Here is a 16,532-nt window from a genome sequence, read left to right as displayed (position 1 = left end):
CCGATGTCTGCCCCTTCCCGGGCGGTCGAGCAGGTCCGGCATGCTACGGATGTCTGCGTTCTATGGCTCACGGAGTTGGAGTTTCGCGCCGCCTTCGCCCCCCAGGACAGGGAACCGCATCCGGTTACGATCTCTCCTCCCGCCAGAACTCGCCCGCGTAGCAGGTGAGCGCCTCGCAGGGGCGGCCGAAGCGGGCGCGGTAGGCGGCCCGGCCGTCGGCGATCTCGCCCCGGGCCGCGGCGGCCACCAGACGGACGTTCGCCACTTTGGCCTCGGTGGGGCCGCCCCGGCCGACGATCTTGAGGTGGCGGACCCCGGCCCCGAGCCAGGACGGAACGCCGCAGATCCCGCACCCGAGCCGCCGGTCGGCCCGGCGCCAGCGCCCGTGCCAGCGGGCGAGCGGGTGGGCCGCCGCCAGGGGCTTCCCGCGCGAGGTCTCGAGCCGGTAGGGGATCTCGCAGGGCCAGCGCTTCGAAGGGCTCACGTGCTGGAAGGTGCACAGGGCCTCCTCGTTGGGGCAGGCCCCCACGAGCACGAAGGTCTCGAACTCCACCTCGGGCACGGCCCGGCACAGCGAGGCGATCTCGGCGAGGGTCAAGTGCCGGGGCAGCACGGCCCGGGCCACGCCGTAGCGCCGGTAGAACCGCACGGTCTCGGCGTTCAGGGCCCCGGCCAGGGTGGAGAGGGTGAGGACCAGGGGGAGGCCCTCGTCCCGCAGGGCCGCCAAGAGGCCCGGGTCGGCGGCGATCACCCCCGTGGCGCCCCACCCGGCCGCGCGGGCGGCCAGGGCGACCATGCCGGGGATGCGGCCCGGGGCGTAGCCCGGGGCGTTCAGGGCGAGGTGGAACCCGAGCCCGCGTTCCCGGGCCTCGGCGATGGCTTGGGCGAGCGCCGCTTCACCCGCGAAGTGGGCCGATGCGAAGGTGCGCTGGGTGGCCGAGAGGCCGGCCTCACCGTCCGGGGCCCAGACCCCGCCGTAGAGGTCGGTGGCCCCGGCCTCGGCCAGCGGCGCCACCTCGTCGGGCCGGTCGATCGGGGCCAGGATGCCCGGCGGTGCTAGGCCCGGAGGCTGGGAGGCTGGGAGGCTGGGAGGCTTGAAACCCATGGAGTTCCAGCTTTGATGCACGGGAAAACGGAGGGGCGCCGAACCGTCCAGGGAATCCCCCCGCCGGGCCCTGCACCAGCGGTTCGCCGGCCGCGGAGATCGGTAATGCCTCGTGGGAACTCAGCGGGCGCCAGGTCGATCACATTTGTGATTTCCGCTTCATCGTAAGCCCCATCGTGTCGAAGGGGCTTCCGTACCCGAAACGGAGATCAGAGGACAGGTGCCAGAAAAGCCCTGCCGGCTGTCTTCCGTCCACCGGCCCCTGACAAAGCCGCCCCTCCCCGACCGCAGACCGTGGACCGTCGACCGCCCCATCACCTCATGCCCCGGGGCTTCCACACGGTCTCGTACCGCCGGTCCCACCACGAGGGGTCCTCGTCCCGGGCCAGCACCTCGCCCGCCACCACCAGGGCGAGCGCCGGCTCGGGGTCCGAGGAGTCCACGCCGAAGGGGTCTCGGTCGCCCACGGCCTCGACCACGGTGTCCAGGGTGGCCAGGGTCACCCGTTCGTCGGGGCAACCGATGTTCTCGAGGATCGCGATGGGCACGTCCTTCCCGAACCCGGCCCGGAGCTCGGTCGCGAGCTCCGGGAGCGGCCGGTCGTTCATGTAGAGCACGAGCGTGGTGCCCGGCCGGGCGAAGTCCCGGAGCCGCACCGAGCCGCCACCCCGGCCGAAGGCCCGGGGGCTCGTGATCACGGTGGCGTGGGCCACCTCCGGGAGGTCGAAGGTCTTCTTGAGGAGGGCCGCGGCCGCGGCGTGGGCGCCCACCCCCGGGATCACCCGGGCCCGGTCGCCGAAGGCGGCCACAAAGGACTGAAACGGGCAGAAGACGGAAAAGTCCCCGGGGATGAGAACCCCCACGGGCCCCCGGGGGAGGCGGGCCTCGATCCACGCCACCACCTCGGCGTGGGGCAGCGCGAAGGGGCTTTCGAGGTCCTTTCCGGCCAGCAGCCCGGCGAAGCTCCTCTGGAACGAGGCCGGCGCCAGGACCGAGGGGCTCTCCTCCAAGGCCCGGGCACCCTCCAGGGTCAGGTAGTCGGGCGAGCCGGGGCCCGCCCCGATGAAGTAGACCGGGTGCGCCACCCCGCTACCCCCGGCCGAACAGCCGGGCGAAGAAGCCCCTCTTCTTGGCCTCGGGCTCGGGGGCCGTGCGGGTCTCGGCCGTGACCTCCCGGAGCCGCACCTCCCCGGCCCCGGCCGTCAGGTACTCGACCCGCACCTGCACCTGGATCTGAACGGCCTCGACCCCCTCCTGGATCTCGAGTTCCAGGGGGATCGCCACCTGGACCTGGCTTCGGCCCCCGCCCTGCACGGGCACCACCAGGGTGCGCTCCACCCCGGGGGTCGGGGCCTCGGCCGCCTTCCGTGCCGCCCGGGCCTGGACCTCCCGGATGTCCTCCACCTTGGGCGGGGCCGGCTCCTCGGCCCGGGGCTCCGCAGGCTCGGCGGCCGGAGCCGGCTTGGCCGGGGCCTTTCCGGCGCCCCGGCGCTGCTTTTTCTGGATGTCCTCTAGGACCATCTTGCAGATGGTCTTCATGGCCTCCATGATCCCCTCGCCCGTGGTGGCCGTGGTGGCGAAGTCGGGCACGCCCCGGGGGTTCAGGTGGCGGCGCAGTTCCTCGATGGGAAGGGCCCCTGGGATGTCGCGCTTGTTGTACTGGATCACGAAGGGAACGGTCTCCCAGTCGATGCCGTGGGCCTTCAGGTTCTCCTTGAGGTTTTCGAGGCTCTCCAGGTTCTGCTCCATCATGCCCGGCTGGGAGTCGGCCACGAACACCACGCCGTCGGCGCCCTTGAGCACGAGCTTGCGGGTGGTGTTGTAGAACACCTGGCCCGGCACGGTGTAGAAGTTGAACTTCACCCGGAACCCGCCCACCGTGCCGAAATCCACCGGGAAGAAATCGAAGAAGAGCGTCCGGTCGGTCTCGGTGGCCAGGCTCACCAGCTTGCCCCGGTTCTTGGGGCTGATCCGGGAGTGGATGTACTGGATGCTCGTGGTCTTTCCGGAAAGGCCGGGACCGTAGTACACGATCTTGGCCGTGAGTTCCCGGGCCGCGTAGTTGAAGATCGCCATGGCCTACCTCGTTGGGTCTTGGGGTTCCGGCCGCACCAGGTGGGCCAGAAACTCCACGTTGCCCTTCTTCGCCCCCGGCACGGGGCTCTCCGCCGTGCCCGCCACCTCGAACCCGATCTCCCGGGCGACCCCGAGCACCGCCTCCAGGGCCTCCCGCCGCCGCTCGGGGTCGCGCACGACTCCGCCCTTTCCCACGTGCTCCCGGCCCACCTCGAACTGGGGCTTCACCAGCGCCACCACCCGCCCCCCGGGCCGCAGGAGCTCCCACGCCCGGGGCAGCACGAGCCGAAGCGAGATGAACGAGACGTCCACCACCACCAGGTCCACCGACTCGGGCACGGCGTCGGCCGGGAGCGTCCGGATGTTCTGGCGCTCCAGGGCCACCACCCGGGGGTCCTGCCGGAGCGTCCAGGCGAGCTGGCCGTAGCCCACGTCGATGGCGTACACCCGCCGGGCCCCGTGCTGCAGGAGGCAGTCGGTGAACCCGCCCGTGCTCGCACCCACGTCGGCGCAGACCCACCCCGCGGGATCGAGGCCGAAGGCCCGAAGACCCGCCTCGAGCTTCAATCCCCCCCGGCTCACGTAGGGGCAGTATTCCCCCTTGAGCCGCACCTCGGCCCCCGGGTCCACCCGCTGGCCGGGCTTCTCGATCCGCCGGTCCCCCACCACCACGAGGCCCGCGAGCACCAGGGCCTGGGCCTTCTGGCGGCTCGGGGCGAGCCCCCTTTGCACCAGGAGCTCGTCGATCCGGACCCGTTCGGTCACCCCGCGAGATCCCTCACCGCGGCGAGGATCGCGTCGGCGTCGAGCCCCACGAGCCGCCGCAGCTCGTCCTGGGTGCCGTGCTCCACGAACCGGTCGGGGAGCCCCAGCCGCCGCACCCGGGGGATCGGGACCCCCTCGTCGGCCAGGCATTCCAACACGGCCGAGCCGAACCCGCCGGCGAGCGCGTTCTCCTCCACGGTCACGACGGCCCGGGCCCGGGACGCGAGATCCAGGATTCCCTCCCGGTCCAACGGTTTTACGTATCGGGCGTCGAAGACGAGAGCTTGAATCCCGTCGGCCCGGGCCCGCTCCACGGCCGCCCGGGCCGCTCCCAGCACGGTGCCGGCCGAAAGGACCAGCACCCCGGGGTCGGCCGGGTCGCCCAGGACCACCCGGCCCTTCCCGAGCGGCCAGGGCCGGGGCGGCCCCTCCCGGGGCACCCCGATGCCCTTGCCCCGGGGGTAGCGCACGGCGGCCGGCCGGCCCAAGGCCAGGGCCGTGGCGAGGGCGTGGCGGAGCTCCCCCTCGTCGGCCGGGGCCAGGACGGCGACCCCGGGGATGTGCCGCAGGTACGACAGGTCGAAGGCCCCGTGGTGGGTGGGCCCGTCGGCCCCCACCAGCCCGGCCCGGTCCAGGGCGAACACCACCGGCAGGTCCTGGAGGGCCACGTCGTGCACGATCTGGTCGTAGGCCCGCTGGAGGAACGTGGAGTAGATGGCCACCACGGGCTTCCAGCCCTCGGCCGCGAGCCCGGCCGCAAAGGTCACGGCGTGCTGCTCGGCGATGCCCACGTCGAAGAACCGGTCGGGGAACCGCTCCCGGAACCGGTCGAGCCCCGTTCCCTCGGGCATGGCCGCGGTGATGGCCACGATCTTGGGGTCGGCCTCGGCCAACTCGATCAGGGTGTCCCGGAACACCTCGGTGTAGCTCGGGGCGGCACCCGACCCCGGCCGGCAGGCGCCGTTACAGGGGTCGAAGGGCCCCACCCCGTGGAACGCCGTGGGCGAGCGCTCGGCCGGCGGGAACCCCTTGCCCTTCCGGGTCACCACGTGCACGAGCACGGGCTTTCGGAACTTCCTCACGTTCTCGAACGCGGCCACGAGGTGGCCCACGTTGTGGCCGTCGATGGGCCCGACATAGGTGAACCCGAGCTCCTCGAAGAGCATGCCCGGCGAAAAGAACCCCTTGACGTGCTCCTCCACCCGCTTCGCCAGCCGGGCCATGGCCCCGCCCAGGCTGGGGATCGCCCGCAGGAACTCCTCCACGTCCTTCCGGAACCGGGAGTAGAGGTCCCCGGTCAGGATGCGGGAGAGGTACGACGAGAGCGCCCCCACGTTGGGGGAGATGCTCATCTCGTTGTCGTTCAAAACGACCACCAGGTCCCGGTCCAGGTGGCCGGCGTGGTTGAGGCCCTCGAAGGCCAACCCGGCGGTCATGGACCCGTCGCCGATCACGGCCACCACCTTGTGGTCCCCTCCCGCGAGGTCCCGGGCCACAGCCATGCCGAGCCCGGCGGAGATGGAGGTGGAGGAGTGGCCGGTGCCGAAGGCGTCGTGGGGGCTCTCGGAGCGCTTCGGGAACCCGGAAAGCCCGCCCCGCTGCCGGATCGTGGGGAACCGGTCCCGCCGACCCGTCAGGATCTTGTGGGCGTAGCACTGGTGGCCCACGTCCCAGATGATCCGGTCCCGGGGGGAGTCGAACACCCGGTGCAGGGCCACCGTGAGCTCCACCACCCCCAGGCTGGACGCCAGGTGGCCCCCCACCGGGGAGAGCTTCTCCAGGATGAACCGGCGGACCTCGTCGGCCAACCGCTCGAGGTCGGCTCGGTCCAGGGCTTTCAGGTCCTCCGGCCCCCCGATGCGGGGCAGGAGGGGTTCGCGTTCGGCCATTCGGATTCCTAAGGTCTTACGCTAGAAGGCTGGAAAGCTGGGAGGCGAGAAGGCCCAACCCCCTTCCCGCCCCGGCAGAACCGGTCGACCGGGCACCGTCTTCCCACCACCCGCACCGATTCCGGCCCTGACCGTCAGGATCGCTCCGGCCGGTCGTCTCAGTGACGCCGCTCCACCACGAACCGGGCCAGGGCCCGGAGCGTGCCGGCCCGGTCCCCGTAGGGGTCGAGCAGGGCCAGGGCCTCGGCCGTGATCTCCTCCATCCGGCGGCGCGACTCCGCAAGGCCCAAGAGGGCCGGGTAGGTCGCCTTGGCCCGGCTCTCGTCGCTTCCCACCGGTTTCCCGAGCCGCTCGGGGTCGCCCTCCACGTCGAGGAGGTCGTCGGCGATCTGGAACGCCAGCCCCACCCGTTCGGCGAACCGGCCCAGCCGGTCCAGGTCTTCGTCCGCCCCCCCGGCGGCCAGGCCCCCCAGCACCACCGACGCCCGGATCAGCGCCCCGGTCTTGTGGGTGTGGAGGTACTCCAGGGTCGGCAGGTCCGGGACCCGGCCCTCGCTCACGAGATCCAGGGCCTGGCCGCCCACCATGCCGGCCGTACCCGCCGCCCGTGCCAGTTCCCCCACGGCCCGCACCACCCGCTCGGCCGGGTGGGCGGCCAGCACCTCGGGGTCGGTCAGGGCCGCGAAGGCGTCGGTCAGGAGCCCGTCCCCGGCCAGGATCGCCATGCCCTCCCCGAACACCTTGTGGTTCGTGGGCCGGCCCCGGCGCAGGTCGTCGTCGTCCATGGCCGGCAGGTCGTCGTGGATCAGGCTGTAGGTGTGCACCATCTCGAGCGCCGCCGCAAACGGAACGGCCGCCTCGGGCTCGCCCCCGAGGGTCTCGCAGGCGGCCAGGGCGAAGGCCGGACGGATCCGCTTGCCCCCCGCGAACAGGCTATAGCGCATCGCCTCGAACAGCGGCCTGGGGAACCGGTCGGCCGGCGGGATCCAGCGGTCGAGCCAGGCGTCCACCCGGGCCCGGCAGGCGTCGAGGTAGGCGAGCACCTCGGCGCTCATCGGCCCGGCCCCCCGCCGGCGTTCGGGCCCGGCTCCAACGGCTCGGCCACGGGCTCCCCGTTCTCGCCCCGGCGAAGCACCTCGATCCGACGCTCGGCCTCGTCGAGCCGGCGGTGGCACTCCCGGGCGAGCCGCACCCCCTCCTCGTAGGCCTCGAGGGCGGCCTCGAGGTCGAGGTCGCCCGACTCCAGGGCCTCCACCCGCGCCTCGAGCCGCGCCAGAAGGTCCTCGAACCGTTCCGGTTGCTTTCGCTTCGGCACCGCACGTTCTCCCTTCACTATTACTCCGGCGGCTAAATAGCCATGGTCGGGGGCATGGGGCCTGCTGGAGCGCCGGGCGTGGCCCCTACAGTCGCCGGATGCCGCACTCACGCACGGCCGGAAGCAGGCCCCATGCCCTCGCGATCTCCTTGCGCGCCTGTATTGACGCCGGGTCAATCTTCCGCGGCCGGCGGCCCGGCCCCCTCAGCCTTCCCCTCCCCCGGCCGGCTCGGGTCGGGCACCCCAGGCAGGGCGAGGGGGTCGGCCTTCAAGCCGGCCAGGTACGCGCCCCAGTGGAGGTGGGGACCGGTGGACCGGCCGGTGGAGCCCACAAGCCCGATCACCTCCCCTGGTTCCACGGGCTGGCCTTCGCGCACCCGGATCTCGTCCAGGTGGAAATAGGCCGTGAAGAGCCCCAGGCCGTGGTCCAGGAACACAGTGCGGCCCGTGTAAAAGAGATCATCGGCCAGGGCCACCACCCCCCTCTCGGCGGCCCGCACCGGGGCGCCCCGGGGCGCGGCGATGTCGAGCCCGGAATGGTACCCCCTTCGTTCGCCGTTGTACACACGCCGCACCCCGAAGGGGCTCGACACCGGCCCCTCGGCCGGGAGCCGGAACGGCCCGGCCCAGAGCCGGGGCCGGGACACCCGGGAGAGCACGGCCCGGATCCGCTTGGCCTCCCGGGCGGCCCGGGCGGCGTCAGCGGGGTCGGGGTTCACGTGCCGGGGGTCCACCCGCAGCCGCTGCTCGCCGAAGGCCCGGGCCTCCACCGTGACGTGGCCCCGCCACGCCGGGCCGCCGGGACCCGCGATCTCCAACTCCGCCGGGCCCGGGGCCGCGTCGGGATCCACGGCCACCAGGCCCTCCCAGGCGGCGTCCGAAGCGGGCCAGAGCCAGAACTCCCGGCCCCCGAACCGGACCCGCCATCCGCTCCCCTCGCCCTCGGGGGTCCAGACGATCCGGAAGAACTCCCCCTGCCGCGGCCGCTCCGGCTCGATCCGCACCCCGGCCGCGGCAGGCAGGGCGAGCCCCAGGGCCAACCACGCCACAACCCATCTCCGGCAAAGCGCGAGGCGGCCCTGGCCCAAAGAGGGACCCTCCGCCCGCCGGCCCGACCCCGGCGCCGCCCCGGCGCGGGCCGAACCCCCGCCGAGAGACCGGGGGGACCTCCGAGGCCCTGCCCTCCGGACGAGCCGGGCGAGGAACACGGCCCCCCGCCGGGCTTCGCTGACCCGCCTCATGCCGGGCCTCCGGCGGCCCGCTCCAGGGCCGTTCGGAGCCGTTCTACCCGATCGGGGTCGAGGATCTTTCCTCCCACCTGCGCGTCCTCCACGTAAAAGGCGTCCACGGCCCGCCGCAGGCTCGTGGTGATCTTGGCGATCCGGATCGTGCATCCCTCGTCGGCGAGCGTGCGGGCCACGTCGTAGAGGAGCCCCAGCCGGTCGGCCGCCTTGAGCTCCACCACGGTGTAGCGCCGAGAGGCCTCGTTTTCCACCCGCACCTCGGGCGGCACCTCGGGCAGCGGCCGCCGGAGCCCCCGGCGCCGGAGCCGCTCCTCGATTTTTCCGAACTCCACCTCCCCCCGCAGAAGCGCCCGGAGCGCGGCCTCGCAGCCGGGCCAGCGGTCGGGCCCGTCGCCGGCTCGTTTCAGGCGGAACACATCCACCACCCAGCCGTCGGTGCGGCTGTTCAGCACGGCCGACAGGATGTTGAACCGGTGGGCCGCGAGCACCCCGGCCACCCGGGCAAAAAGCCCCGGCCGGTCCCGGGTCACGAGCACCGCCTCCGCGTGCCCCTCCTCGGGGACCTCCCGGAACCGCACCACCGGGTCGTCGTGCCGCCCGGCAAACGCCTCCAGGTGGGCCAGAAGGGTCTCCAGGGGGTTCGCCAGGAGGTAGCGCACGGTTTCCACCCCGGCCAGGAACGCCTCCACCTCGTCGCGGGGCACCCGGCCGGCCGCCGCTCCCCGGAGCCGGTCGGCCACGGCCGCCGCTCGGACCGGGTCGTCCCGCCGGGGCCCGGCCTCGCCCCCGGTTTCCAGGAACCGGCGGGTCCGGCGGTAAAGGGTTTCCAGGAGCCCCCCCTTCCACGGGGTCCAGGCCCCCGGGCCCACGGCCCGGATGTCGGAGAAGGTCAGAAGGTACAGGAGGTCCAGGGACTCCAGGTCCCCCACCTCCCGGGCGAACGCCGCGATCACGTCGGGATCGTCGAGGTCGCGGGCCTGGGCCGTCCGGGCCATCAGGAGGTGCCGGCGCACCAGGAACACCAGATACTCCCGCTGCTCCGGGTCGAACCCCATGCGGTCGGCCACGGCCACGGCCGCCTCGGCCCCCCGCTCGGCGTGGCCGCCCCCGCTCCCCTTCCCCACGTCGTGGAGGAGCGCGGCCAGGTAGAGCACCTCGGGGTGGCGCACCCGCCGGATCCGCTCGGTGAGCACGGGGAACGCCCCCTCGTACTCCCCCCGGGCCAGCCGCCGGAGCTCCCGCACGGCGAACAGGCTGTGCACGTCCACGGGGTAGACGTGGTAGAGGTCCCGCTGGCAGCGGCCGTGGATCCGGGCGAACTCCGGGATGAACCGGTCGAGGAACCCCACCTCGTGCATGGTCATGAGCGTGGTGGCCACCCGGCGCGGGGCCCGCAGAATCCCCAGGAACCGCGCCACGGCCTCGGGGTCCCGCCGGAACCGGTCGTCCACCCGGTGGAGGTTCTCCCGCACCGCCTCCAGGGCCTGGGGCGAGAGCTCCCGGTCGGTCTCCTGGGCCGCCTCGAACGCGGCCAGAAGCACGATGGGCCGGCGCACCACCTCGCCGGGGTCCACGACCACCTCCCCGTCCCGGAACCCGACCCCCGGCTCCCGCCAGGGCTCGGTGCCTCCCCGCGCCGCCCCGTCGGCGCGGGCCCGGCGGATCACCGTGCGGGTGAGGTGCATGACCCGCCGGGCCGTGGCGTGGTAGGCCTGGAGGAACCGCTCCACCCCCGGCACCCCGGCCCCGTCCTCGAACCCCAACACCCCGGCCGCCTCGTCCTGGCGCTCGAAGCCGAGCCGGTCGTCGCGCCGGCCGGCGGCCAGGTGGAGCTGGTTGCGGACCCGCAGCAGGAACTCCCGGCACGCCTCGAGCCCTTCGCGCTCGCCGGACGGCACCCCCAGGCGCCGGCAGGCTTCGTCGAGGTCGCGGGTTCCGGCCGCCACCCGCACCACCCACTCGGCGGTGTGGATGTCGCGAAGGCCCCCCGGGCCCTCCTTCACCTGGGGCTCCAGCAGGTACACCGTGTCGCCGTACCGGGCGTGGCGGGCCTCCAGCTCCGCCCACTTCGCCTCCACGAACCCGGCCCGGTCGCCCGAGAGGATCTCGCCGGCGATCACCCGATCCTCGAGTTCGGCCCAGAGGTCCTCGGCCCCCCAGAGCCGGCGGGCCTCCAGGAGGCTCGTGCGGCTCCGCAGATCGGCCCGGGCCACCGCCAGGTTCTCCTCCACCGTACGGGTGACGGCCTGCACCTCGAACCCGGCGTCCCACAGGGGGTAGCACAGGGCCTCGGCCACCGCCTTGGGATCGTCGTCGCCCCGGTGGAGGATCAGGAGGTCGAGGTCCGAGGCCGGGGAGAGCTCGGCCCGGCCGTACCCGCCGAGGGCCACGAGGCAGACGGCGTCCGGCCGCGCCCCGGCGGCCCGGAACAGGGCGATCACGAGGCCGTCCACGGCCCGGGCCCAGCGCCGGACGAGCTCCACCCCCCCGGCGCCGCTCCGGTGAAGCGCGCGCAGTTCCTCCCGGGCCGCCTCGGCCCACCGGGCCACGGCCCTAGCGCGCTCGCCCGGGTCGGCGGGGAGGGCCGGGGCCGCCAGGACCGAAGTCATCCCCCCCTCCCCCGGGCGAACGCCTCGACCCCTTTCGCGAGAGCCTGGGCCACGCGCTTGCGGAACGCGGGGTCCCGGAGCCGGCGGGCCTCCTCGGGGTGGGTGATGAACGACGTCTCCACGAGCACAGCCGGCATCACCGCGCCGGTGAGCACATAGAACGGGCCCTGCTTGACCCCGAGGTCCCGCACGGGCCCCACGCTGCGCGCGAGCTCGTCCACCAGGGCCTCCTGCACCGCCCGGGCGAGGCGCCGGGAGTCCTCCACCTTGGCCGAGAGCACCACATCGGCCAGGATGTGCTCCATCTCGGCCAGGTCCTCCTCGCGGCCCTGGTTTTCCAGGGCCGCGAGCCGCCGGGCCGCCCGGTCGGAGGCCGGGCTCAGGTAGTAGGTCTCGATGCCCCGGGCCCGGCGGGACGGGCTCGCGTTGGCGTGGATCGAGAGGAAGAGATCGGCGCCGAATGCGTTGGCCCGGGCCGTGCGCTCCTCGAGGGAGAGGTACACATCGCGGTCGCGGGTGAGCCGCACCTCCCAGCCCTCCCGCTCCCGGAGGAGCGAAGCGAGCTCCCGGGCGATGGCCAGGGTGACGTCCTTCTCCTTGAGCCCCCCCGGCCCGAGGGCGCCCGGGTCCTTCCCGCCGTGGCCGGGGTCGATCACGACCCGGAACGGACGGCGGCCCGCCGCCCCTTCGCGCAGGACCCGGGCCACCACGTCCTCGGACGCGGAACGCGACGAGAACGCATCGATCACCAGTCGGGCCGGCCCCTCCAGGGGAAACACCCGATGGTCGGCCGGCTCCTCGAGGTCGAGCACCACCCGCACGGTGTCGGGGTCGTGCTGGGCCACCCGGACCTGCCGCACCAGCCCATCCCCGACGGCCACGCACCGCTCGCAGCCCCGCCCCACGCGGGCCGGCCGGAGATCGACGAAGATCCGGGGCGGCCGCTTCGCGTTCGGGTCGGCCGGGAGCTCCCCCACCTGGTACGCCACGGTGTGGCCCAGGTCCACCACGACCCGGGTGTATCGTGGGCCCGACCACCGGCGCACCCCGGCCACGGTGGTGGGCCGGTCGAGATCCCGGAGCCGGCGGCGGGCCGCCCCGACCATGTCTCCCGACGGGGTGTCCCGGAGCACCCGCTCGTAGAACCGCCGCGCCCCGGCCCGATCCCCGGCCCCCTCCAGGATCCGGCCCGCCCGAAAGAGGGCGTCGTCGGCCAGACGGGAATCGCGGTACGCCCGGGCCAGCCGGTCGTAGGCCTCCACCGCCGCCCGCCGGTCGGCCGGCCCCGCCGAGAGCGCCGCGGCCCGCTCCCGGCAGATCCCCACCATGTAGAGGGCGTCGTCGGCCTTGGCCGACCGGGGCGCCTCGTCGGCCACCCGCCGAAACCGATCGGCCGTTTCGCGCCAGTTCTCGGGGTTTCGGGCCTCCGGGCCGTCGGCCTCCAGAGCCCGGTACCGGACCCGGGCGGCCTCGTAAAGGGGGATTCCCGGATCCCCCCCGGCCGCGGCCGCGGCCGCGAGCACGAGCACCATCAGACACCCGAGCGCAACCCGCCGCGCCCGGGTCACGGCACGAACCCCTTCCAGGTACCGAGCTTTCCCAATCCCTTGAGGTTCACCGTCAGGAACACCTTTCGGTCGAGGCGGTCCTCCTCGGCCAGCAGGGTGCGGCTGTACGTGATGTCGAGCTCCCAGCAGGGGTGGCGCACGCCCAGGAGGATCGCGTCCTCCAGGAGCCGCCCCTCGAGGAGATCGGCGCGGTTTCGGTAGGCGACCCGGCCGTACCGGCCAAGGCCCACCCCGAGGCCCAGGTCGAGGTAGGTGGTCTCGTCGCGCCGGTGCCGGACCTCGGCCCGGGCGAACCGCCGGTCGTCCCCCCGGGTGCGCCACCCGGCCCCCCAGGACTCCCAGGCCTCGGAGCCGAGGTCGTACTCCCCCTCGACCCACCACCGGCCCCCGAGGACCCAGAAGGCGTCGGCCCGGATCGTGCCCGCGCTTCCGCGGTCGAGGTCGCGCTCGGCCGCGAGGTCCGCGCCGACGCACTCCTCCCCGGCCCGGAGCCACCGGGTGCCGAGGCCGGCCCGGGCGAGCGCCCCCTCGTCGAACCGGTCGGCGGTGTCGAACACCGGCGGGTCGTCGCCGTGGCCCCGGCCCTCGACGCGGATCCCGGCAAAGGGCTCCAACGTGTGGAGCCATCCGCCCCACCGCCGCCAGCCGAAGGCGCCCACCGCGGCCTCGGCCACCGGGGCGCCCCGAGATCGGTCGCCGCCGTCCAGCCGGTACCCGTTCTCCCGGAACCCCACCCTTGCGGTGCCGGCCAGGGCCCCGAGTCGGCCGTCCAGCCCCACCCGGGGGAACAGGGAAAACCGCTCCCCCCGCTCCCCCTGGGCCCGCCAGAACCGGGCCGCGTCCGCCTCCAGGTCGGCCACCAGGGGCCCGGCCACCCGCACCGGCCGTCCCAGGAACCCGACCCGGGGCAGGGTCTGGAGCACCCCGGCCTGGGAGGTGTCCAGGGCCTGGAAGAACTCGGCCAGACCGTAGGCCGTGCCGCCGGCCCGGTCCCAGGACCACAGCCCAAACGACCGGAGCCTCCGGGCCTCCCGCTCGTCCAGGTCGTCGGCCAACTCCTCCCGGTACCGTGTGTCTCCCTGGTACCGGCCGAGCACCCGGAGGCGCTGTCCCTCCCCGAACCGGCTCTCGTGGTCGGCCTCCACGGCGTAGCGGTGGGACCGATCGGTCCGGTCGAAAAGGTGCTCCAGGTCCACCCGGCCGGCGTGGCCCTCGGCCGGAGCGTACCGGACCTCGACCCCCTCGGTCCAACCGCGGCGGCTCCGGTACTCGGCCCGGAGCGTCGCGTCCCAGGCGTCGGCCGGGGCCCAGTAGAACCGCTGGAGCCACCGCAGGCCCTGGGAGCCGGACCACCCGAGCCGGGGGAGCAGGAACCCCGTGCGGCGCTCCCGGATCACCGGGAACACCAGCACCGGGGCGTAGGCGAGGGGGGCCCCCTCCATCCAGAAGGCGGCGCCCCGGGCCCGGACGAACCCCTCGAGCTCCACGTCCACCCGGTCGGCCTCGACCCGCCAGCTCGGCCAGGTACCGTCACAGGCCGTGAACCCGCCCTGTTCCACGAGGTACGAGCGCTCGCCCACCCGCTCGAACCGCTCGCCCCACACCTCGTACCCCTCGGCCGCGATCCACAGGCGCCCCCGCCGGATCACCCCCCTCTGGGTGCCGAGATTCACCTCGAACCGTTCGCACTCCAGGCGGTTTCCGCCGGGGTCGGTGAACACCACCCGGCCCTCCGCCTCCACCCGATCGGCCGACGGATCGAACCGGACCCGGTCGGCCCGGAGCCGGTACCCGTCCCACACCACCGACACCGCCCCCCGGGCCGTGACCTCGGGCTCCTGCCCCAACAGCCGGGCCTCGATCTCGTGGGCCCGGATCTCCACGGGCCCCTCCCCCCCCACCCGGTCGAGGCGCAGGGCCTGGGCGCGGCCGACTCCGGCCGCGAGGGCCACCAGGACCAGCGCGAGAAGGGGGCGCCTCAGGACACCCACCCGAGCTCCCTCAGCCGCCGTCGCGCCTCCCCCACCACCGTGAGCGACCCGGTCACGCACACGAGGTCCCCCGCCCCGGCCTCGGCCAGGGCCCGGTCCAGGGCCTCGGGCACCGCGGCGGCGGCGAGCGCCCGGTCCCCCACGAGGTCCCGGGCCTCCTGGAGGAGCCGCTCGGGAGGGATCGCCCGGGCCGAAGCCGACCGGGTCACCCAGACCCGATCGGCGAGGGGTGCGAGGTCCGCGACGATCCGCTGGGCGTCCTTGTCGCCGAGAACCCCGAGCACCAGAAGGAGCCGGTCCTTGGGTTCGCTCCGAAGCGTCTCGGCGAGCCAGCGGCTCGCATGGGGGTTGTGGGCCCCGTCCAAGACCACCCGCGGCCCGGGGCCCAGCACCTCGAACCGGCCCGGCCACCGGGCCGCGGCCACCCCCCGGGCCACGGCCTCCGGCGACACCCGCCACCCCTGCTCGGCCAGGCACTCGGCCATGGCCACGGCCACGGCCAGGTTCCGGCCCTGGTGGGGCCCCCGGAGGCTCGGCCGGAGGCCCGCAAGGTGCCACCGCCTCCCCCGGTACCCGAAGCCCTCCCCCTTGGGGTCCACGAACACGTCCCGTCCTACGACCACCACCGGCGCTCCCCGGGCCCCGGCCTCGGCCACCACGGCCTCCAGGGCCTCCCCCTCGGCGGCGGTCACAAGCGGGACCCCCGGCCGGGCGATGGCCGCCTTCTCCCGGGCGATGTGGCCGAGCGTGGGCCCCAGGTGCTCCACGTGCTCCAGGCCCACGTTCGTCACCGCGCTCACCGCGGGCTCCACCACGTTGGTGGCGTCCAGCCGGCCACCGAGGCCGGCCTCCACCACGGCGAACTCCACCCCCCGTTCGGCGAAATGGACGAACGCCATGGCCGTGATGACCTCGAACTGGGTGAGCCCGACCCCGGTGGCCTCCACCCGCGCCAGGAGCTCGGGCACGGCCTCGTTGGGCAGGTCGGCGCCGTCAACGCGGATCCGCTCGCCGAACGACTCCAGGGGCGGGGAGGTGTAGAGGCCCACCCGGTACCCGGCCCGTTCGAGGATCGAGGCCGTGAAGGCCGCGGTCGAGCCCTTCCCGTTCGTGCCCGCGACGTGGACCGCGGCGAACCGGGACTGGGGGTTCCCGAGGCGCCGCAGGCACTCGGCGATCCGGTCGAGCCCCAGGTGGACGCCGAACTTCTCGAGACCGTCGATCCGGCGGATCGCCTCCGCCGGGGTGAGGGCTTTGGGCATGGGGTTCCTTTGGCTTCGCGCTGGAAGGCCCCGCAGGGGCCCAGCGGCGTCCAGGGGTTTGTCCGGCCCGGGGGTTCGGCCGGGCCGCCTCACGCTCCTTCCAGGGCCCGCACCAGGGCCTGCGGATTCCTCACGGCCCAGGCGGCCGCATCGGGGGTTCCGGCCTCCCCGAGAAACTCCACGGCGACCAGGGGCCGGAGCGCCGTTTTCCCCAGGAAGACCTTGGGGGTGGACACGCCCCGCACCCGGTCGAGGGGGATCACCCAGGTGCGGGCCGGAACCAGCCGGCGGAACCACAGCGCCTCGTCGGTGACCACGAGCACCCCGTTTCCTCGCACCTGCCGCCATCCGGCCGAGCGCACCCCGAAGAAGGCCGCGTTCCCGTCCTGGAACCGCACCGCCCCCCCCGCGGCCCAGGCTGCGGCCTCGGCCCGGGCGGCGGCCCTCGCCCGGGCCGCCCAGACCCAGGCCCCCAGGCCGCCCGCGGACACCCCCAAGATGGCCAGGATGCCCAGGCTCCAGAGGTAGGGGTTGCACTCGTGGCAGGCGACGTCCATGGGGTTTTCCGCCCGCTGGAAGCTCCGGTAGGCCGCGGAGCGCGGCCTGTTCGCAAGAACAATAACTTTTCGCTCCCGGTCAGACGGTGGACCGCCGCGGTCTGGACCACGGGACCGACGACCCCGAGACCGAGTCTACTTGGAAGCTCCT

Annotated in this window: 12 protein-coding genes and 1 pseudogene; all 13 read right to left on the bottom strand. The window is 74.2% G+C overall.

Annotated features, from left to right (window positions below):
• Positions 1–124: 124 nt before the first annotated feature.
• The 13 genes and pseudogenes from ACYQ8L_RS10250 to ACYQ8L_RS10190 all read right to left on the bottom strand — a co-directional run bounded on the left by ACYQ8L_RS10250 (position 125) and on the right by ACYQ8L_RS10190 (position 16,381).
• Complete coding sequence (locus ACYQ8L_RS10250) at positions 125–1,105, bottom strand: U32 family peptidase (protein WP_459941698.1); 981 nt, start codon at positions 1,103–1,105, stop codon at positions 125–127.
• Positions 1,106–1,419: 314 nt separating this feature from the next.
• On the bottom strand, positions 1,420–2,190 hold the full coding sequence (locus tag ACYQ8L_RS10245; protein ID WP_459941697.1) for an SAM-dependent methyltransferase: 771 nt from the start codon (positions 2,188–2,190) through the stop codon (positions 1,420–1,422).
• A 412-nt stretch (positions 2,191–2,602) separates the two neighbouring features.
• Positions 2,603–3,181, bottom strand: a pseudogene (locus ACYQ8L_RS10240) (GTP-binding protein); the annotation flags it as partial.
• A gap of 3 nt (positions 3,182–3,184) precedes the next feature.
• Complete coding sequence (locus ACYQ8L_RS10235) at positions 3,185–3,946, bottom strand: TlyA family RNA methyltransferase (protein ID WP_459941696.1); 762 nt, start codon at positions 3,944–3,946, stop codon at positions 3,185–3,187.
• Positions 3,943–5,835, bottom strand: a complete 1,893-nt coding sequence (dxs, locus tag ACYQ8L_RS10230; protein ID WP_459941695.1) for a 1-deoxy-D-xylulose-5-phosphate synthase — start codon at positions 5,833–5,835, stop codon at positions 3,943–3,945. The genes ACYQ8L_RS10235 and dxs overlap by 4 nt, the downstream gene beginning before the upstream one ends.
• 158 nt (positions 5,836–5,993) lie before the next feature.
• The gene (locus tag ACYQ8L_RS10225) at positions 5,994–6,890 is read right to left on the bottom strand and encodes a polyprenyl synthetase family protein (protein WP_459941694.1); all 897 of its coding nucleotides are present in this window, start codon (positions 6,888–6,890) and stop codon (positions 5,994–5,996) included.
• Positions 6,887–7,150, bottom strand: a complete 264-nt coding sequence (locus tag ACYQ8L_RS10220) for an exodeoxyribonuclease VII small subunit (RefSeq protein ID WP_459941693.1) — start codon at positions 7,148–7,150, stop codon at positions 6,887–6,889. Before ACYQ8L_RS10220 ends, ACYQ8L_RS10225 begins: the two co-directional genes overlap by 4 nt.
• A gap of 173 nt (positions 7,151–7,323) precedes the next feature.
• Positions 7,324–8,199 (bottom strand): M23 family metallopeptidase, encoded by an 876-nt coding sequence (locus ACYQ8L_RS10215; protein ID WP_459941692.1) that lies wholly within the window; start codon positions 8,197–8,199, stop codon positions 7,324–7,326.
• Between the two features lie 188 nt (positions 8,200–8,387).
• Positions 8,388–11,003, bottom strand: a complete 2,616-nt coding sequence (gene glnD, locus ACYQ8L_RS10210; RefSeq protein ID WP_459941691.1) for a [protein-PII] uridylyltransferase — start codon at positions 11,001–11,003, stop codon at positions 8,388–8,390.
• The gene (locus ACYQ8L_RS10205; RefSeq protein ID WP_459941690.1) at positions 11,000–12,571 is read right to left on the bottom strand and encodes an N-acetylmuramoyl-L-alanine amidase; all 1,572 of its coding nucleotides are present in this window, start codon (positions 12,569–12,571) and stop codon (positions 11,000–11,002) included. Before ACYQ8L_RS10205 ends, glnD begins: the two co-directional genes overlap by 4 nt.
• Positions 12,568–14,562: an LPS-assembly protein LptD gene (locus ACYQ8L_RS10200; protein ID WP_459941689.1), complete on the bottom strand. Its 1,995-nt coding sequence runs from the start codon at positions 14,560–14,562 to the stop codon at positions 12,568–12,570. The genes ACYQ8L_RS10205 and ACYQ8L_RS10200 overlap by 4 nt, the downstream gene beginning before the upstream one ends.
• Positions 14,550–15,824: a bifunctional folylpolyglutamate synthase/dihydrofolate synthase gene (locus ACYQ8L_RS10195; protein ID WP_459941688.1), complete on the bottom strand. Its 1,275-nt coding sequence runs from the start codon at positions 15,822–15,824 to the stop codon at positions 14,550–14,552. The genes ACYQ8L_RS10200 and ACYQ8L_RS10195 overlap by 13 nt, the downstream gene beginning before the upstream one ends.
• A gap of 89 nt (positions 15,825–15,913) precedes the next feature.
• Complete coding sequence (locus ACYQ8L_RS10190; RefSeq protein WP_459941687.1) at positions 15,914–16,381, bottom strand: hypothetical protein; 468 nt, start codon at positions 16,379–16,381, stop codon at positions 15,914–15,916.
• Between the last annotated feature and the right edge of the window lie 151 nt (positions 16,382–16,532).

This window comes from Deferrisoma palaeochoriense, from assembly GCF_054656955.1.
Note: the sequence above shows the minus strand (reverse complement) of the source record. Positions and strands in the feature narration are given on the sequence as shown.